Genomic DNA, 19,620 nt, shown 5'->3' with positions numbered 1-19,620 from the left:
CTTTATGCTACTCAAAGTCTATGGAAATGTTGCAAATTTCGATTCGTTTATTGCTTTTTTACCTCAAGCGTAAAAATCAAAAATCATTTCCTGTTTTTCCCTGATCATTATGAATATATGCAACGCCCTTTTTTTGTAAATCTTGGAGCTTAATCATGTCTGTAGTTTGGATTGTGACGACGGGTAATAGTGATGTCAAGCTGATAGATGATAATGGCTGGGGAGATTTGCTGGGTAAAAAAGGTGAGCAATTATATTACTGTGGATTCTCGCCATCAGATGATAGTGATGATAGTAATGTCACACTGTTTACTTTGCCAGCAAGGGTAATGGGAATTGCTTATGGTGATGCAATTGAGACATATTGGGAGCGTTTGACTTTTCCTTTGTTGGATGGCTTTTGTCAGGAGTTTAAGACTGATAAAAAGAATAAGCCCGATCGCATTATTGTTTTGCTGACCGATCAGGAGGCAATTTTTGATGATTATAGTCGTGGTCATTCAGATTCTCCCTATTGGCAAGATACATATACGCTTCAGCCGATTTTGAAACATTATTTTACGCAAGTGTTTGGTGAAAAGTTTGCCAATGAAAAGCTGGAATTTTCGGTTTTGAAACCGCAACAGGGGACAGATGGGTTAGATGATTGGGATGCGACATTGACGCTTGTAAAGGCGGAGTTGGCGAGGTGGGAAGAAAATAAGTGGATTTCTAAGAGCGATCTCGTGATTGTGAGTCATCAGGCGGGGACTCCTGCAATTTCTTCGGCGGTGCAGTTAACTTGTTTGATTCGCTTGGGTAAAAAGGTGGAATTTCTGGTTAGTAGTGAGTTAGATCCAGATAGGACTAGGATTTTAAAGGGGTCTTCTTATTTTGAGACATTGCAGTTTAAGAAATTAAAGGATTTGCTAGATCGACATGACTATTCAGGTATGACTAGTATTGTTGAGGAGATAAATTTTGAGGGTTATGAAATAAAGTCTAGACTACTACATTTATTGAAGCTAGCCAATTTCTGGAATGCTGTTGAATTTGAAAAGTTTGCTACAGCAATGGGAGGAGCAGCAACTAGTCGATCTAAAGAGTGGTGGTGGTCAGCTTATGAATCGGCATATCTAGCTGTAGTCCGATTGAAACAAGAAAATACTGTTGAGGCAATGTTTCATAGTTTTCGAGCAGTAGAAGGTCTACTCTCAATGTGGTGTGATGAGTTTCATTTCGACAAAAAAGAAGGCAAGAAGATTAAATTATCTTCTGAATTTACTTTACCTTCTGGGAATAAAACAAGATATCTTAATGCTTACGGTCAAGGTCTTTATTTTGCTCTCGTAGTCTTTAAAGGAGTCGATGCAAACCTAGATGCTGACATTTGGAACTTTGGGAATAAGGTCTTTGACAAAAGAAACGAGCTTTTTCATAAATTGGAGGGATTGCAGGATAGAAATTCAGTATTTAAAGCTTGGGAGATATTTAATGATAGTGAAGAGGAATGGAAAACAAGAGTCCTTAATTGCCTCAACTTTATATCTCAAGAAGAATTCAAATCTATAGAAGAAGCTAGTTTGATGTCACAGGTGCATAAGGATTTGGAGGAGGTGATTAAGGCGATCTCTTCTTATTAGCTAATGAGTTATTGTCAGTTTTGGCAGTATCAAAATTAGTCTCCTACTCGCTAGGGGAAGTGATTGATTGGAAATAGCACAGACACAACTTCACCCCTAGCCATAATGCCATTTCCTACTCGTTAGGGGATGCGATCGATTGGAAACATAGCTATACATTGCTCTGCATGGTTCATGATAGGAATCCCCTACACGCTAGGGGACGTGATCGATTGGAAACCCACCTACGCACGATCGCATCTTTAGATTTTGGTTCGTTCCCCTACTCGCTAGGGGACGTGATCGATTGGAAACATCTTACCTTTACTCTGTGTGAAGTTCGGAAACTGTTGATCCCCTACTCGCTAGGGGAAGTGATCGATTGGAAACGCCATTAAGAAACGGTCGTAGTCAGTGTTGTTATTGAGTCCCCTACTCGCTAGGGGACGCGATCGATTGGAAATGGGATAGTTAGCCCCGAACCCATACCAGCTAGTAGCCAGTCAAGTAATTATTGACGGGTAGAGGCGAAGCAATTTAATGCGAGCATCAGCAGTAGTAAATTGCCAATTGACTTTACAAGAGAGAGAATTCCTGCGATTTTCCCAAGCCGAGACTTCCTGAATCAAAAGCTGTTTATCAGGAATACGACGGTCGAGACATTGGCGATTTAAAACACTCAACTCAATTTCAGCCATATTGAGCCAACTGCCATGCTTTGGGGTGTAGTAAAATTCAATTTTGTCGAGAATTCTTCTGGCTTCCTCAGGCAGAAAAGCCTTGTAAAGAGATGATTTAACGTGAGTGTTGAGGTTATCTTGAGCAAGACGTATTTTGATGGCATGGGGATAACGTTGGTCAACCAAATATTTGATTTGGTGAGCATAGTCAATTTGGGTACGATGGTCAGTCACAACCACATGCCGCCATCCGACTAAAGGCTCAAACATCATAAACAAATTACAAACTCCTTCCCGTTGATATTCATAGTCATAGCGTTCGACTTGTCCTGTGGTTGCGGGTATAGGTGTTCTGACTTCAGAAATTAATTGCTTTGAGCTTTCATCAAGGCAAACTAAGGCCCACATTCCGCTCTTATTTTACTGAAAAAAGTATTTAGAAAATAAATCCTTATACAGTCAGTGTTTTGAGCTTTACTAACAAAAATATCACTATCTTAATACTTCAAATAGTGATGCGCTAATAGGAATTAATATCATTAATTTTTCCAAAAATCACTGAAACCCTCATTGTCTCGTTTTAAATATTTTTAGGCTTCCATTACGAGCGGAATGTGGGCTAAGGGGTAATCAGGGCTATAAGGGAGAGTGTATAATTCGAGGATTTCCTCCATCTGGCAAACAAACTCAGCATTGGCTTCAGGAGGAATCACCCATGATTCATTCAACCAAGGCTTAAGTTCGTTTTTTTTTAGCACCTTTCTCACACTTTCATGGGAAATACTCTCGACATATCCTAGAGTAACGATTTGGTCGGCTAATAATCTTAATGTCCACCGACTCCGCCCTTCGGGTGGACTACTGCAAGCTACCGCAATCAAATGGGCTTCTGTTTCTCCGTCTAGTTTTTTCAGTTTCAATGTTTGCCGTGGACGAGGTACGAGTGCATTGTCTAATCCCTCTTCGACAAATCTTTGTCTCACTCGTTCAATGGTTCTGATGCTGATGTTAAAAATGTCACTAATCGATTGATCTTTCCATCCTCCTTCCTCTTGATTCTCATCGGCTTTTAGCAAAATATGGGCATGGTTAATTTTGGCTGCTGCCGACTTACCATTTTTAGTGATTTGTTCTAGTTTTTGGCGTTCTTCTTCGGTTAATGTCACTTTGTATCGTTTTGCTGACATACCTTTTTCCTTACTATTTTCTGTCCCTTTATTTTACCCGCCAAATTATCTTTGACTGTCTACTAGTTTATGCTGCTGTCTCCTACTCGCTAGGGGATGTGATCGATTGGAAACTGGAAGCCCATCTAGTCTTAGAAAGTGCATATGTCATTTCCCTACTCACTAGGGGACGCGATCGATTGGAAACTTGTCTAGCTCATAGATTAGCTGATTGTCTATAAACTTCTCCTACTCGCTAGGGGACGCGATCGATTGGAAACACTTAGCCCTGTATGATGTTTGTGATTACTGGGTCATTAATCCCCTACTCGCTAGGGGACGCGATCGATTGGAAACTCTCTACCTCAGGATAATTATTTTGAGTACCTGAGATTCCCCTACTCGCTAGGGGAATCTCATCGATTGGAAATTTCAAAACGGAGAAATGTACACTCTATGATCTACGTCAGAATTGCCGATAAGAAGCATGTTGTTGCAGCACAGGAATGTCTTGAGAACTTAAACTTTGACGGTAACGAGTTGATTAATGAAGTGGGAGTTTTGCTCAGCCAAGAAGAAGCTCGATTATTAGTGGCGATCGAACTTATCGACGGACAAAATGTCTCAAGTGAGCAAGTGGTTGGCGCTATGATCCTAAAATACGATGACTATAGCTACAATCTTGTCTCCCTAGCTTGTCGTTTAGGTCACACTCGCAAGGGTATCGGCTCTGCATTAGTTCAAGCTGCTACCCGAAAGTGTCAGGCTGAGCATGTACCCAAACTTTGGTGTTGGAGTCTCGCTCGTTTTCAAGCGAAACCCTTCTATGAAAAACAGGGATTTGATGAATGTTATTATCTGCATCGCCAATATTTTGGAGAAGATTGTTGGATATTAGCGAAAAATATTCAGCTTAATAAACCCTAGCTCACAGCGATGTTTCTGGCTGTTGACATGAATTTATGGACTCTACTCGCTAGCGGACGTGATCGATTGGAAACCGCAAAACACTAAGAGATAAAGCATCGTCGTCGCTTTCTCCTACTCGCTAGGGGACGCGATCGATTGGAAACTGCTCAGATTAGCACCGCTCAGATTAACACCCCTCAATCCCCTACTCGCTAGGGGACGCGATCGATTGGAAACGGGATAGTTAGACCACTACCCATGCCAGCTAGTTTATGCTGCTGTCTCCTACTCGCTAGGGGACGCGATCGATTGGAAACACAATACTGCGATCGCCAAAGCCATTGGGGATTAGGTCTCCTACTCGCTAGGGGACGCGATCGCTTAGAAACTTGTTCTCAGGTGTCTGTGGCACAATGTTGGACATTATTGAGATCGCCTCATAAAAAAGCAGTCCGTCAAACAGACTGCTTTTTTGTTGGTTTCTTACTTGCGCGAAAAGGCGATCGCCTAAAAAACGTAAGACAAAACTATTGAAAACCAAACCCAGTAAGAGTTTTAAAATCACAAAATGGCGTAGTCATTTTGTGATTTGGTATAACTTGCTCATTTAACAATTCTGTCAGGGGAAATTTGATCATGGGATCTCTATCGATTCATGAAAATCACTTCCTCCTATTTTGACATTTCACCTAATTCCCCAGATGAGCGTAGACTTTATGCTTTTAACTATTGCGCTAACATGTTTCATAATGTAGTATACATACTACATTATGAAACACAATTAAAATCATGCCTTTTCACAAACTAGATATCGCAACGCCCAAGCCTGTTTTGTCTTGGGCAGGACATGACCTCGGTCATGCGGAAGTAAAAATGGCAAAGAATGTAGCTTCCTTGCCCTTTGTGTTTAAACATGTCGCCCTCATGCCCGATGTCCATCTCGGTAAAGGGGCGCTAGTTGGTTCGGTCATTGCGACCAAAGAAGCGATCGTGCCTGCGGCTGTAGGTGTAGACATCGGTTGCGGGATGGCAGCAATTAAAACTCCATTTCGCCAAGAGCAACTAGAAGGGAAATTAAAGCAAATTCGTCTAGAAATCGAAGCCACCATTCCCGTCGGCTTTAATGACAACAAAGAAGTCGAAAAATCAGTACTCAACTGGCAAGGATGGCATGAATTCCATGACCTCCATTTAGGTGTACAGCATCTTGAAAGTAAAGCAATGAAACAAGTAGGTTCCCTTGGTGGAGGGAATCATTTCATAGAGGTTTGCCTAGATACAGATAATCAAGTATGGTTGATGCTGCATTCTGGTTCGCGAAATATTGGTAATATGCTCGCGCAAAGACATATTGAGACAGCTAAGAATCTTGCGCGATTAGCCGATACTTCTTTAATGGATAAGGATCTTGCCTACTTTGTGGCAGGCACTGCTGAATTTGCTGCTTATTGGCGCGATTTGCAATGGGCGCAGGAATATGCAAGGTTCAATCGCGACGTGATGATGGCGCGATTTAAAAAAATTATTGAGAAGTATGCCAGTGGCGGTAAACCTATTAAACCTTTACTAACCGTAAATTGTCATCATAATTATGCCGAGAAGGAATCTCACTTTGGTGAAGAAGTATATGTCACTCGTAAAGGTGCGGTAAGGGCAAGAACAGAAGACTATGGCATTATCCCAGGTTCTATGGGAGCGAAGTCTTTTATTGTCAAAGGTAAAGGTAATTCTGAAAGTTATTGCTCCTGCTCCCATGGGGCGGGGCGATTGCTATCACGAAGTAAGGCGAAGGAACAATTCAACTTAGATGACCTAATTCAACAAACTCAAGGGATAGAATGCCGTAAAGATACGGGAATCATCGATGAAATACCTGCTGCTTATAAAGCGATCGAGCAGGTTATGGATCAGCAGACCGATCTCGTAGAAGTAGTGGCAACTCTCAAACAGATTATCTGTGTAAAAGGTTAATTGCTCATAGCCCTGTAGCTGTCTCCAGTGGCGGCGCAAAGCGCCGCCACTCAAATTTAGAGGGTAATACCAAAACTAAAAATGGCGTAGCCATTTTTAGTTTTGGTATTACCCTTACTATGTTTGGTTTTTAATTCACAAAAGTGTTGTCACACTTTTGTGAATTGATATAAGAAACTCTAAGGTGATTTGACAGCCCAAGCTTTGTCAATCTGTAAAGATTTGCCCCTAAAGTAGGCGAATTATTGTAGAGTCATAAAGCTGTTCTAGTTTTAACGGGGATCAGCCGTTAAAAATGAAATTAAGTAGATTACCTGTAACTACTTGGATTTTGCATTGGGGAAAGTTTGGTGTAAGTCCAACGCTGTACCGCAACTGTAAAGCCGCTTAATTAACCGCTGCTAAAGTCAGGATGCCCGCTAGAACTAGTTTTACTGTCCATATCTGCGAGTTACAGAATATGAATTTTTCTAAACTTTCTTCATCAATTCAGTCCAAGTCCTTAGCGATCGCCTTTGGCTTTAGTCTTTTGCTATTTGCTAGCCCAGCATCGGCACACCACGCAATGGGTGGTAGAATGCCTAGCAACTTTTTTGAAGGTTTCATGTCAGGCTTGGCTCACCCAGTCATTGGGGTAGATCACTTAGCTTTTATTGTGGCTGTGGGTTTATTTGCCGCAATCAAATCTCAAGGGATTCTCATTCCAGTTTCCTTCGTGTTATCGGCAATGCTCGGTACGGGAATTCATTTGCTGGGAGTAAATTTACCAATTGTTGAATTGATCGTTTCCGCATCAATTTTGTTGTTTGGCATTTTATTAGCTCGCAAGCATAGCCCAAATATTCTTGTCATGATCGCTTTATCAGCCGTCGCAGGTTTGTTTCATGGCTATGCCTACGGTGAAGCGATTTTTGGAGCGCAAACCACAGCTTTGGTTGCCTATTTATGTGGATTTACCGTCATTCAATTAGTCATTTCTGGTGCGGCTTTTTGGATCGGTCAGAAGGTACTAAAGGGTGATTTTGCTCAAACCGCACCTAACCTACGTTCGGCTGGATTGGTAATTTGTGGAATTGGTGCAGCTTTTCTAGCATCAAATATTTCATCTCTAATTCTCCCTGCACCTAAGGTTTAATACCAATTCACCAAAGTGTTGTCACACTTTCGTGAATTGATATTACAACCTATAGGATTGCTATAAGCAGCTAGGCGCAATTAAATATAAAACCCAAAAAGCTGTAGCGAAGGCGCAGCATTCGCTACAGCTTTCGACTCTAGGTTTTAATTATGCCCAGCTACTTATGCGCTTTTTTCAGTTTTTTAGAGAAGATTATGGCAGCGAAAATACCTGTAACGGTAATTACTGGATTTTTAGGCAGTGGCAAAACCACGCTAATTCGGGAACAATTACAAAATAATCAAGGAAAGCGTATAGCTGTACTTGTGAATGAATTTGGTGAGATTGGCATTGATGGCGATCTCCTGCGTTCCTGTCGTGTATGCGATGAGGATGGCAAAGAGATTACTCCCAATATTGTGGAACTGACCAATGGTTGTCTTTGCTGCACCGTGCAGGAAGAATTTTTACCGACAATGCAGGAATTGCTCAAAAGGCGCGATCGCATTGATTGCATTTTGATTGAGACCTCTGGTCTAGCATTACCCAAACCCTTAATTCAAGCCTTCCGTTGGCAAGAGATCCGCAATGGGGCAACCGTTGATGGCGTGATCGCCGTAGTCGATTGTGAAGCTGTCGCTAGCGGACGCTTGGTCAGCAATCTTGAAGCCCTTGACGCTCAGCGTCAAGAAGACCCCAACCTCGATCATGAAACTCCCATTGAAGAGTTATTTGAGGATCAGTTAGCCTGCGCCGATCTGGTGCTATTAACGAAGACCGATCTGGTCGATGCCGAAGCTCAAGCTAAGGTGCAGACATGGTTAAAGCAAGAACTTCGCGATGGCGTGAAGGTGGTGGCTTGTGGCGATGGGAAGGTCAGTTCTGAGATTTTATTGGGCTTTAATGCTGCGGTGGAAGATGATTTGGATGCGCGTCCCAGCCATCACGACGAAGAAGAAGAGCATGAGCATGATGATGATATTAATTCGATTGATATCGTTACAGAGCGAGCTTTTGAACCGAGCCAGCTATTAGCGGCTTTGAAGGAAACGATCGCTAAGCAGGAAATCTATCGCATTAAGGGATTTGTCAATGTTCCTCATAAATCGATGCGAATGGTTCTTCAAGGTGTAGGCGATCGCCTTGAAACCTCCTACGATCGCCTATGGTCTAGCGACGAAACTCGCCAAACGCGCTTGGTATTTATCGGTCAATCTTTAGAGCGATCGCAAATTGAAGCGGCGCTAAGTTTATAGCCATGATGAAGGCGAATTGCGCCTTCATCATGGGATTATTTTTTTGGAATTTTCTCAATTGCAATCTACTACAGCTATTTGTCCCAGTCTTTTTAATGCCACTACCGCCCAAGATGGCATTCTTTCGCGTATTCGGTTACCTGCGGGGTTGATTACAGCTACGCAATGTGAAGCGCTCCTAAAGGTCGTCAATCAATTTGGTAATGGTGAAATCCAAATTACTAATCGGGCTAATCTCCAAATCCGCACTCATCAAGCCCTTTCGGAGGAAGTACTTCTAGATCTACAAGACTATGGATTAGCTTCCAGTAATCCCAGCATTGATGGCTTGCGGAATATCATGGCTAGTCCCACCGCAGGGATTGATATGCAAGCCAAAATCAACACCATTCCTTTGGTTAAGCAATGGAATTTATATCTCGTCAATCATCCCGAACTAGCAATTCTTTCTTCTAAGTTTAGTGTTTGTTTTGATGGTGGCGAGATGGTCAATGTCAGCGATCGCCCCAATGATATTGTCTTCTCTGCCTTAGAATTTAGTGGAGAGATATACTTTAGCTTGTATCTCAGTTTTGGCGATCGCGGAGAATCGCCATCGCCAGTGGGAGTTTTAATTGCTCCCCATCAAGTAATGGAAGTTCTTGCTGCGTTCGCAGATATTTATCGCGACTATACTGACCTTGCTGAGGAAAAACTCAATCAGAATTATTCTCGGCTGCGTCCAATCCGTTTAAGAGAAATTCTAAAAGATTGGGGCATGCCACGTTTTCTAAGCACTGCCACGGAAAGGCTCGGTTATTCCTTACAATCCATTCCCCCAGAGATCCTTGCAAGGGAGGGCGATGCTCAGCAATGCGATCGCTATCGACATTTAGGAATTAACCCTCAAAAGCAAAGGGGACTTGCCTATATTGGTGTAGTCGTTCCCTTGGGAAGACTCACGGCGACGCAATTGCAGGGATTAGCACTTTTAACCACAAAATATGGTGGTGGGGCTTTGCGACTGACACCTTGGCAAAATATTCTGCTTACGGATATTGCGGATGGAGATATCGAGCGGGTAACGCAAGGGCTAGCGCATTTGGGCTTGTCGATTTCGGTCAACCATCCCTATGCGGCGATCGCTGCTTGTTCGGGATATAAGGGATGCAAAGCCGCCTTTACGGATACTCAAGCCGATGCCAAAAAAGTTGCCGCCCACTTAGAAAGCTGCATTAAACTCGATTATCCAATTAACATTCATTTCTCTGGCTGTGATAAGTCCTGCGCCCAGCATCACTCCAGCGATATTGCGCTAGTGGGAATCCCCAGCGAGAATGGCGAAACTCATCCTGAAATGTATCGAGTTTATGTAGGTGATGATGGAAATCACTTTGGTAAAGAACTATATGCGGAATATGCAGCTAAGGATTTACCGATACTCATCGAACAGTTATTGAGAAACTATCAGAGTCAGCGTTGTAGTTCCACGCAAACTTTTAAGGAATTTGTCAAATAAAAAAAACTGCGCTTTTTTAAAACCCAAGAAGAGAAGGTTGGCGCGGAGCGTCAAACTTCTCTTCTTAACTTCAAAAGAGTATTGCCGCGCTTCGCGCGGCAATACTCTTTTGTTTATGTCCTGATGCAGTGGAAGGCAGCTATAGCAGTAGCCAGTTTTGTTAGGACAAAAACAAAACCCAGAAGAGTGTTGCGGCGCTTCGCGCCGCAACACTCTTCTGGGTTTTATGTCTTAACTTATTTGGCTATAGCTATAACATACAGGAATATTTAAATATCTAGCTCAGTAATCGCGAGTTTCGAGCCATAAGTCTCGATAAATTCACGACGGGGAGCCACCTTATCTCCCATCAAAATTGTAAAAATGCGATCGGCTTCAGCCGCATCTTCGATCGTCAAACGTTTGAGCGATCGCGTAGCAGGATTCATCGTCGTTTCCCACAACTGCTGAGGCATCATTTCGCCCAAACCTTTGAATCGCTGAATGTTGTAGTTAGCATTCGCAGGGAAAGATTCGAGCAATGCTTGCAAGTCGCGATCAGTATAGCAGTACTGGGCATTTTTGCCGCGTTCGACCTTATACAGTGGCGGGCAGCCAATATAGATATAGCCGCGATCGAGCAGTTCACGCTGATAGCGATAAAAGAAGGTGAGTAACAAAGTGCGAATATGCGCTCCATCCACGTCAGCATCGGCAAGCAGAATGATTTTGTGGTAGCGCAATTGCGACTCATTAAAATCTTCACCCTTAATGCCTAAACCGCAACCCGTAATCAAGGCTTGAATTTCATTGTTCTTGTAGATCTTACTATCGTCGGCTCTCTCAATGTTGAGCACCTTACCGCGCAGAGGCAGAATCGCTTGATAATGGCGATCGCGTCCTTGTTTCGCACTGCCACCCGCTGAGTCTCCCTCAACAATGAAGATTTCCGACTCTTTGGGATCGCGGGAACTGCAATCGGCAAGCTTTCCAGGCAATGTTGAGGACTCTAAGGCTGATTTACGACGGACTAGCTCACGGGCGCGACGGGCAGCTTCAGCCGCATTAAAAGCTTGGAGCGCTTTCTCAATAATTGAAGTAGCCACGGCGGGATGAAATTCTAGATACTCATTGAGGACTTCACCCACAAAGGAGTCAACGATCCCACGAACTTCAGTATTACCTAATTTAGTTTTAGTCTGTCCTTCAAACTCTGGATCGGTAACCTTAACCGAGATCACGGCTGTCAGCCCTTCGCGGACATTTTCGCCAGCTAGATTTGATTCGCCTTCTTTAATCTTTTTTAATCGTCTTGCTGTCGCGTTGATCGTCCTTGTGAGAACGGTTTTAAGCCCCTCTAGGTGAGTTCCACCATCGATCGTGCGGATATTATTGGCAAAACCAAGAACGTTATCATTGTAAGAGTCAATGCACCATTGGAGAGCAACCTCGACCACGACGTTATCGCGTTCGCCATTGACATAGATAATGTCAGGGTGAATTGCTTCCTTCTCGCGGGTCATGTAGGCAACATATTCGCGAATCCCGCCTTCATAGCAGTAGATATCAGTGCGAACTTCTGTCCCTCGGCGATCGCTAAATTCAATTTTTACGCCAGCATTAAGATAGGCAAGTTCCTTGAGGCGACTGGCGAGAATGTCATACTCAAATTCAGTTTGGGTGGTAAAAATCTGAGCATCAGGCTTGAAACGCACCTGAGTACCTCGACGTTGAATGGGTTCTTCGCTTTTGCTAGCGATTAGCTCCGTAACAGGAAATCCCCTTTCGTAACGCTGTTTATAGACCTTTTCTAATCTCCATACCGATACTTCCACCCATTCCGATAGAGCATTGACGACGGAAATACCTACGCCATGCAATCCTCCTGAGACCTTGTAGCCGCCATCACCAAATTTGCCCCCTGCATGGAGAACGGTTAGCACGGTTTCGAGGGCGGATTTTCCCGTCTTGGGGTGGGTATCGGTAGGAATACCACGTCCGTTATCGGAGACACAAACTGAGCCATCGGGCAGAAGCTCCACTAAAATGCGATCGCAATGACCTGCAAGGGCTTCGTCTACGCTGTTGTCAACGACTTCAAAAACTAGGTGATGTAATCCTTTTGGCCCCGTTGTGCCGATATACATCCCAGGTCGTTTACGAACTGCTTCTAGACCCTCAAGTACTTGGATCTGATTGGCATTATAAGTTTCTGTAACGAGCTCAGGCATGAAGGTAAACAACTCCAGAAATATGTCGCTTGCAAGAGGACTTTAAGAAAAACTTTGAGAACGCTCTTGATGGTGTTTTAGGATGTATTTTGAGTAAAGATTCAAAAACACTCTGCCATTATAGCTTAAAAGCCTTACAGATATATCAAAACCATCTCAGATCGAGTTTTTATAGACCTCCTGCGATCGAAAAAACTTAAATAAAAAGTAAATAAAAAGATCGGCGGTGTTTTGCACTTCCGAAAACCTAAAAGAGGATTGCCGCTTTCCGTGCGGCAATCCTCTTTTAGGTTTTGATTTGATTTGTCTTAGCGATCGGTACAGGCCCAAACAGCAATCTCACAGCTAGAGTTGCCACAACTCTCAAGGGCAGCAGCTTTGGCTGCATATTCATCGGCATTCCAAGCCCAACCTAAATATCCTCCTCCTTTAGCGACAGCCCCACAAGCATTGGCAAACCAAACTTTGACAGAACAATTACTACCACATTGAGACAAAGCTGCATCTTCTGCTTCAGCTTGACTATTGTAGTTATAGGCATAACCATAAGCATTGCCAGAGCCCGTAGCAACTGCTCCATACTTATCACCTGCTAATGCAGCCCCAGCGCCAAAGCCTTCAACTAGAAGAAAAGCGGCGGCAACAAATCCTAGATACTTTTTCATGAATATTCTCCAATATTTCTCAATGTGAGATTAGTTGTTTTTGGTCATTAGATACTTGTGAGATGATTCGCAAATCCCTTTTGGAAATATATATTAAGCTATGTCTAAACTTTTTTGACGTAATATGCCCTGCTTACGCTTAAATTACTAATTGCTTAAATTATTAATTATTAAGCACCTTAATTAATTACCCAAAGAACATTATGGGTAAGTACCTCATCATAATTAAAATCCAGATCTAAAACCTCCCGTATGTGCTGCTTGTGCGCCGCAGGTTTTAGAGTTTTATATTCAAGTTAAGAAATGGCGTAGCCATTTCTTATAGCTGTCGCCAAGTGGATTAGGACATAAACCCCAAGAATTGACTGGCGGCGCTTCGCGCCGTCAGTCAATTCTTGGGGTTTGATTTGTCCTCATTCAAGTGACTGTATCTATAACTTGAAAACCCTTACTGGGTTTAGTTTTTAATTCACAAAAGTGTTGTCACACTTTCGTGAATTGGTATAAATCCTTAGGATGGCTACTTACCGCAATTATCGATTAAACGAACCATAAGAAAAAGCATGAAAGCGTTGAAGCAACGCTTTCATGCTTTTTCTTGGTTGGGGTTTGAGCGCAAAGCGCTGTAATATGCCTTGGTTATGCAGATCGAAATTCTGTTAGAATTTCTTGCATGAAAATTTTAGGAATTGACCCAGGTTTGGCAATTGTGGGATTTGGTTTAATTGAGGTTGAAAAACCTGCTTCACCCAAATTATTGGAATTCGGAACCATTGTTACACCAAAGCAAACACCGATCGGCGATCGCCTCAAGACCATTTATGAAGATATGCATACCCTAATCGAGCAGTTTCAGCCACAGGTGGTGGGGATGGAAAAACTGTTTTTTTATCGGATGGGGAACTTGGTTAATGTTGCCCAAGCCAGAGGTGTGATCGTACTGGTGCTAAATCAACATAACATCGAACCCATTGAATTTTCACCACCCCAGATCAAGCAAGCTTTGACAGGGCATGGCAATGCGGATAAGAGTGATGTGCAGGAAGCCGTTAAGCGGGAATTAAGTCTCGATCGCATTCCCCGCCCCGATGATGCGGCGGATGCGATCGCTGCGGCTCTAACCTGTTGGCTGATTGCCTAAGCTGATTGCGTAAATTAAAAACTAAAACTAGAAGAGCGTAACGCCCGCTACGCAGGCAGTACGCTCTTCTAGTTTTGCTACTTAGTATGGTTGTGGTGCTCTGGGCTGCAACCATACTACTGGTTACTACTGGTTTTTCTGTCCTTGAATTTGAGTGGCTAGGGCTTTAATCTCAGCGTATAATCTTAAAATAACTTTTCAGTTGTATTGATTCGGTTGTATTGAGCTAACAAAAGTACAAGTAGTTAAAACTTATACTAAGATTTAACTTTAGCGACAAGTCCCTCAAAATTCTGAACTTTGACGAAGATTCATGCCATCCCCTACTTCTTCCTCCCTCCGAAATACCTTTGCCAGAACTGAGATCCGCCGCCTGCAAGACCTGCTGCCGCCAGAGTTACAAGCATGGGTAAAAGTACTTAATGCCGATGGTGTCCGTCCTCCACTCATAGCTTGTGAAGAAGCTGGTGGCGATGAAGTGGTGATTTTAGTTGATATGGTGCGCTGGGAGCGTATGGCTGAGGATCAGCGCAACCTCTTATACTGGCACGAAGTCGCCCGCATCCAAAACGACGCAGTCCCCAAAGATGGCTGGGAAGTTGCTGCCCTAGCTATCGGTTTAGGTGGTGCCGTTGGCGAACTTTGGGTGCAAAATGGTTTGCTGTTTGTCTTAGCGCTCGGCATCTGTGGAGTAGCTGGTTTTCAGCTATGGCGAAAGGGAACTAGCAAAAAAGATATCCGCAACCTGATCGAGGCTGATCAAGGAGCAATTCGCCTAGCCGTGCGAAATGGTTATCCCCTGCCTGCGGCCTATAAGAGTTTAGGTAGTGCTCTCAAGATTATGCTTAGCGACACCTCAAAAGGGCGATCGCGTACTTTGATCGAAAAACGCCTTGATGCATTACGCTCCGAAGCTAATAAAGCAAGACGAAATTACGAAAATTAAATCACAGAGATAAAAAAGAGAGGATGCTTCGCATCCTCTCTTTTTTATCTCTGTGGGGCTTCTACTAACAAATCATACCAATTCACAAAAGTGTTGTCACACTTTCGTGAATAAAAAACTAAACCCAGTAAGGTTTTGAGATGCCCAAAATGGCGTTGCCATTTTGGGCATTGGTATCAAATCCCAAAAGACAAGTGGCGGCGCTTCGCGCCGCCACTTGTCTTTTGGGGTTTATGTCCTAATAACAATAGTCGCATCACTGGAACAACAATGAACTCTCATCGTCCAAAGACTAAGAAATAACGCAAACAACGACTTGATGGAACTCTCATGGCGGAGGTTCAATTCATGAAGCGCTCCATTTCGTTCTGTTGCACAAGTTCTAAAACTATCAAAAGTAATGCTCAATGCTTTAGAAAAGCTCTTTTTCCCCTAATTAATTATGATTCTAACTTCCTTAAACGAAACTCGCGCTATTGAAGTCAAAACCTCATCTGGTATTGAGAGAGGGATTGTTTTTTTAGAAAAAGCCTTTGTTGCTGACAAATTATATAACACTTTAGACGCTGCCATTGTTGCTAGTAGAAAAGCTCTAGATTCAGGTGTTGCCATATTGATCGCCCCCGATGGCGAACAATTTTGTCTCTGGGTATCGGTAAAGTCACCAAGGATTGGGAAAACCGTTCAATCTGTTAAATCTGCCTAATATCGCTATGCAAGTTTTGCTTGGGACATAAAAGCGAAAAGATGAGTAGTGGAGCTCTGCTCCACTACTCATCTTTTCGCTTTTGATTTGTCCTGACACAAAAACAAAGAGTGTACCGCCCGCGTAGCGGGCGGTACACTCTTTGTTTTTGCTCTAAATAGGTAAGGATGGGCGGTGCAAAGCGCCGTTCATCCTTACCTATTTTTTATTGCACTCTATTGATAAATATGATAGTGTATTGAATATCGTACATAAATTAAAAGTTCATGGATAGTGGCGATCAATATCAAGTTAGAGTCCAAAACTATGAATTAGCCGAATTCTCTGAATTAGCAGGATTTGTCAGGTTTGGGGATGATGTCAAAGATATTTATCTTTCTGCTTGCCATAGCAAATTAGAACTACCCCTACAAACATGTGCTGTATCCGCAGGTTTTCCCTCTCCCGCAGACGATTATGTGGAACATAGGCTGGATCTCAATAGTTATCTCATTAGTCATCCTGCGGCAACCTTTTTTGTGAGGGCTGCGGGTAATTCGATGATGGGAGCGAGCATTCATGATGGTGATTTATTGATAGTCGATCGCTCTCTTGAGGCGACCCATGGTGATATTGTCATCGCCGTAGTCCAAGGAGAAATCACCGTCAAACGATTGCATCTCGTGCGCGGAGAAATAGCACTAGTTCCCGAAAATGCCCACTATCCAACGATCCTGATTAACGAGCATTCAGACCTACATATTTGGGGAGTTGTCACCAATGTCATCCACTGTGTTAGACCGAAAAGCCGCAAAAAGATTTGCTTTAGTTGATTGCAATAATTTCTACGTTTCCTGCGAACGTCTATTCAATCCATCACTGATTGGTAAACCCGTGGTGGTGGTATCCAATAATGATGGTTGCGTGATCGCGCGATCGCAGGAAGTCAAGGATCTCGGACTGAGTATGGGTGTGCCTGTCTTCAGGATTTACGACCTCATCAAGCGCCATAATATTCAAGTCTATTCTTCCAATTACGCTCTTTATGGCGATCTTTCAGGCCGAGTGATGTCTACTCTTGCTTATTTCGCCCCCAATGTGGAAATTTATTCCATTGATGAAGCTTTTATGGATTTGTCAGAGTTTCGCTGTCGTGACTTAACTGCCTATGGCGATGAGATTCGGAAGCAGGTCATGCGTTGGGTAGGAATTCCCGTCTCCATTGGAATTGCCCCAACGAAGACCCTCGCGAAATTAGCCAATCGGATTGCCAAACAAAATGGTTCGGGTGTTTTTGAGTTTCATGATGCCGCGATCGCATCTATGGATGAGATTCTATCTCAAGTTGATGTCAGCGACATCTGGGGCATTGGCTCTAAATATAGTAACTGGCTGAAGGAAAGAGGCATCATAACGGCTTTGCAACTGAGAGATGCCGATCAGTATATGCTTCAGAGTAAGATGGGGATTGTCGGGGTTAAGTTGCAAATGGAACTGCGAGGCGAATCTTGTTTAGCGATGGAATCGATCGCCAATCCTAAGCAGGGCACTTGTGTTTCTCGTTCTTTTCCTAAATCAATTCACAAACTCGCTGAACTTAAAGAAGCGATCGCCTATTTCACCCATCGAGCTGCCGAAAAACTGCGTCGGCAGCAGCAGTCGGCCAGTGCAATTACAGTTTTTTTGCAGACTAGCCCTTTCCGCGACAACTTCTATGCCAATAGCGCTACGGCTGAATTAGTTATATCGACAAATTCCACCCATGAACTTTCGCTTGTATCTGCCCATCTGCTGGAAGGGATTTATCGTCAGGGACAAAATTTTAAAAAGGCCGGGGTGATGATGTCAGGGCTAGTCCCCGAACGGCAAGTGCAGGGAAATCTGTTCGATCCGCATAATGATGAAGCCAAAAAGCGATCGCGCAATCTGATGAGCGTGATGGATCGCATTAACGAAATATACGGGCGAGATACGCTGCGCTTTGCCACAACGGGAGTACTTCAAGTATGGAAGACTAAATCCGAACAGCGATCGCCCCGTTATACAACCTGTTGGCGAGACTTATTAGAAGTTTCATAAGATCCGCCTATCAAAAAGAGTCCGTACTTTGCGCGGACTCTTTTTGACTATGCTTTGACAGTTTTGAAAGTTTTGACAGTTAAGCCAATAGATTCTCAACTGCGGCAATTACATCTTCAGGTTGAGGAATTGTTAAATTTTCTAATCCGCCATTATAAGGAGTAGGCACATCTAGAGCCGCAAGACGGACGATAGGCGCATCTAGCTCATCAAAGTAATTGTCATTGATCGAAGCAATAATCTCGGAGCCGATGCTAGCACAGCGCATTCCTTCTTCCACAATAATGATGCGATGGGTCTTCCGCAAGGAGGTGACAATGGTTTCCATGTCCAGAGGCTTTAGGGAAATCAAGTCGATGACTTCAGGATCGTAGCCCTTGTCTACTAGGGTATCGACCGCCTTCAGGACATGGTAGCGCATCCGAGAATAGGTCAAAATAGTTACATCACTGCCTTCGCGGACGATTTCTGCCTTGTCGAGAGGTAGTAAATATTCTTCGTCGGGAATATCTTCTTTGAGGTTATAAAGCAAGACATGCTCAAAGAAGATGATGGGATTATCGTTACGAATTGCTGATTTTAATAGCCCCTTAGCGTTGTAGGGGGTAGAGCAGGCTACCATTTTAATGCCTGGAACGGCTTGGAAATAGGTTTCCAGCCTTTGGGAATGCTCCGCGCCAAGGTTGCGACCGACACCACCAGGACCGCGAATGACGATGGGAATTTTGAAATTACCGCCAGAGGTATAGCGCAACATCCCTGCGTTATTCGAGATTTGGTTAAAGGCGAGTAGCAAGAAGCCCATGTTCATGCCTTCGATGATTGGACGCAAACCTGTCATTGCTGAACCGATCGCCATACCTGTGAAGCTATTTTCAGCGATCGGGGTGTCTAGCAAACGCAAGTCACCGTATTTTTTGTACAGGTCTTTGGTTACTTTGTAGGAGCCGCCATAATGCCCCACGTCTTCGCCTAAAACATAAACGGCTGGATCGCGCTCCATCTCCTCATCGATCGCTGCTCTGAGGGCGTTAAAAAAAGTAACCTCTGCCATATAAATCTGTGATTGTGTCTGTGATGATGTAAACAAGTCTTAAGCGCCCATTATATCTTTTGGGGTGCGTATCAACACAATCTTGCTCAGGCATACATCAGATAATACCAAAGCTCAAAATGGCTACGCCATTTTGAGCTTTGAAAACCCTTACTGGATTTGGTTTTTAATTCAAGAAAGTGTTGTCACACTTTCTTGAATTGGTATAATGCCAAATCACAAAATGGCTACGCCATTTTGAGCTTTGAAAACCCTTACTGGATTTGGTTTTTAATTCACAAAAGTGTTGTCACACTTTCTTGAATTGGTATAAAACCCAAAAGCGGGTTGCCGTGCTCCGCACGGCAACCCGCTTTTGGGTTTTAATTTTGTCCTAACCAGACTGGCAGCAACGATGTAGCTACAGTCACTTGAATGAGGACAAATCAAACCCCAAGAATTGAGTGGCGGCGCGAAGCGCCGCCACTCAATTCTTGGGGTTTATATCCTAATACACTTGGCGGCAGCGATAAACCATAATCAAAAGCTGTAGAGCAGGCGCAGCCTGCTCTACAGCTTTTGATTATGGTTTTTAATTATGCCCAGCTACCTACTAAGTTTTATAATAAGGAAAAAATTTAGTCGCTTATATTGGTAAGTAAC

The 19,620-nt window shown here is 43.4% G+C and carries 17 protein-coding genes, 1 pseudogene, 1 CRISPR repeat array and 1 riboswitch; of the genes and pseudogenes, 13 read left to right on the top strand and 5 right to left on the bottom strand.

The features are described 5' to 3' along the window. Positions 1–155: 155 nt before the first annotated feature. Positions 156–1,622 (top strand): hypothetical protein, encoded by a 1,467-nt coding sequence (locus PseudUWO310_RS20985; RefSeq protein ID WP_143122393.1) that lies wholly within the window; start codon positions 156–158, stop codon positions 1,620–1,622. A gap of 167 nt (positions 1,623–1,789) precedes the next feature. Continuing rightward, positions 1,790–1,999: a hypothetical protein gene (locus tag PseudUWO310_RS20980; protein ID WP_143122392.1), complete on the top strand. Its 210-nt coding sequence runs from the start codon at positions 1,790–1,792 to the stop codon at positions 1,997–1,999. A 105-nt stretch (positions 2,000–2,104) separates the two neighbouring features. On the opposite strand, the pseudogene PseudUWO310_RS20975 reads toward PseudUWO310_RS20980, so the two are convergent. Further along, positions 2,105–2,677 (bottom strand): annotated as a pseudogene (locus PseudUWO310_RS20975) (IS630 family transposase); the annotation flags it as partial. A 194-nt stretch (positions 2,678–2,871) separates the two neighbouring features. Continuing rightward, on the bottom strand, positions 2,872–3,468 hold the full coding sequence (locus PseudUWO310_RS20970) for a helix-turn-helix domain-containing protein (RefSeq protein WP_143122391.1): 597 nt from the start codon (positions 3,466–3,468) through the stop codon (positions 2,872–2,874). A gap of 211 nt (positions 3,469–3,679) precedes the next feature. On the opposite strand from PseudUWO310_RS20970, the gene PseudUWO310_RS23085 reads away from it, so the two are divergent. From PseudUWO310_RS23085 to cobG, 6 genes are all read left to right on the top strand, one after another. Then, entirely contained in the window at positions 3,680–3,838 is a 159-nt protein-coding gene (locus PseudUWO310_RS23085) for a hypothetical protein (protein ID WP_190316104.1), read from the top strand. A 65-nt stretch (positions 3,839–3,903) separates the two neighbouring features. Beyond that, complete coding sequence (locus PseudUWO310_RS20965) at positions 3,904–4,374, top strand: GNAT family N-acetyltransferase (RefSeq protein ID WP_143122390.1); 471 nt, start codon at positions 3,904–3,906, stop codon at positions 4,372–4,374. 40 nt (positions 4,375–4,414) lie between these two features. Next, positions 4,415–4,745: direct repeats of the CRISPR family, unit length 33 nt; unit sequence CCTACTCGCTAGGGGACGCGATCGATTGGAAAC. 400 nt (positions 4,746–5,145) lie between these two features. Then, on the top strand, positions 5,146–6,327 hold the full coding sequence (locus PseudUWO310_RS20960; protein ID WP_143122389.1) for an RtcB family protein: 1,182 nt from the start codon (positions 5,146–5,148) through the stop codon (positions 6,325–6,327). A 297-nt stretch (positions 6,328–6,624) separates the two neighbouring features. After that, a riboswitch (cobalamin riboswitch) is annotated at positions 6,625–6,766 on the top strand. Positions 6,767–6,787: 21 nt separating this feature from the next. Beyond that, a complete protein-coding gene (locus tag PseudUWO310_RS20955; RefSeq protein WP_143122388.1) occupies positions 6,788–7,462 on the top strand; it encodes a HupE/UreJ family protein in 675 nt (224 codons plus the stop codon). 197 nt (positions 7,463–7,659) lie between these two features. Then, the gene (gene cobW, locus PseudUWO310_RS20950; RefSeq protein WP_143122387.1) at positions 7,660–8,700 is read left to right on the top strand and encodes a cobalamin biosynthesis protein CobW; all 1,041 of its coding nucleotides are present in this window, start codon (positions 7,660–7,662) and stop codon (positions 8,698–8,700) included. Between the two features lie 43 nt (positions 8,701–8,743). Beyond that, positions 8,744–10,198, top strand: coding sequence for a precorrin-3B synthase (gene cobG / locus PseudUWO310_RS20945; protein ID WP_190316103.1), 1,455 nt, complete (start codon positions 8,744–8,746; stop codon positions 10,196–10,198). 269 nt (positions 10,199–10,467) lie between these two features. On the opposite strand, the gene gyrB is transcribed toward cobG, so the two are convergent. Continuing rightward, positions 10,468–12,408, bottom strand: a complete 1,941-nt coding sequence (gene gyrB / locus PseudUWO310_RS20940; RefSeq protein WP_009627724.1) for a DNA topoisomerase (ATP-hydrolyzing) subunit B — start codon at positions 12,406–12,408, stop codon at positions 10,468–10,470. Between the two features lie 308 nt (positions 12,409–12,716). Continuing rightward, positions 12,717–13,073, bottom strand: a complete 357-nt coding sequence (locus tag PseudUWO310_RS20935; protein WP_143122385.1) for a DUF4189 domain-containing protein — start codon at positions 13,071–13,073, stop codon at positions 12,717–12,719. Between the two features lie 673 nt (positions 13,074–13,746). Between PseudUWO310_RS20935 and ruvC the strand changes: the two genes are divergently transcribed. The 5 genes from ruvC (at position 13,747) to PseudUWO310_RS20910 (ending at position 17,924) form a co-directional block, all read left to right on the top strand. Then, a complete protein-coding gene (gene ruvC, locus PseudUWO310_RS20930) occupies positions 13,747–14,214 on the top strand; it encodes a crossover junction endodeoxyribonuclease RuvC (protein WP_143122384.1) in 468 nt (155 codons plus the stop codon). Between the two features lie 313 nt (positions 14,215–14,527). Continuing rightward, a complete protein-coding gene (locus PseudUWO310_RS20925; RefSeq protein WP_143122383.1) occupies positions 14,528–15,160 on the top strand; it encodes a DUF3318 domain-containing protein in 633 nt (210 codons plus the stop codon). 442 nt (positions 15,161–15,602) lie between these two features. Continuing rightward, on the top strand, positions 15,603–15,866 hold the full coding sequence (locus PseudUWO310_RS20920) for a hypothetical protein (protein WP_009627217.1): 264 nt from the start codon (positions 15,603–15,605) through the stop codon (positions 15,864–15,866). Positions 15,867–16,132: 266 nt separating this feature from the next. Beyond that, entirely contained in the window at positions 16,133–16,678 is a 546-nt protein-coding gene (locus PseudUWO310_RS20915) for a LexA family protein (protein ID WP_143122382.1), read from the top strand. After that, positions 16,626–17,924, top strand: coding sequence for a Y-family DNA polymerase (locus PseudUWO310_RS20910; protein ID WP_143122381.1), 1,299 nt, complete (start codon positions 16,626–16,628; stop codon positions 17,922–17,924). The genes PseudUWO310_RS20915 and PseudUWO310_RS20910 overlap by 53 nt, the downstream gene beginning before the upstream one ends. Positions 17,925–18,003: 79 nt before the next feature. Here the strand turns inward: PseudUWO310_RS20910 and PseudUWO310_RS20905 are convergent, their stop codons facing one another. Further along, positions 18,004–18,978, bottom strand: coding sequence for an alpha-ketoacid dehydrogenase subunit beta (locus tag PseudUWO310_RS20905; protein ID WP_055074420.1), 975 nt, complete (start codon positions 18,976–18,978; stop codon positions 18,004–18,006). Positions 18,979–19,620 lie beyond the last annotated feature (642 nt).

The organism is Pseudanabaena sp. UWO310, from assembly GCF_006861605.1.
Taxonomy (GTDB): Bacteria; Cyanobacteriota; Cyanobacteriia; order Pseudanabaenales; family Pseudanabaenaceae; genus Pseudanabaena.
This window is presented reverse-complemented; position numbering and strand designations above follow the sequence as displayed.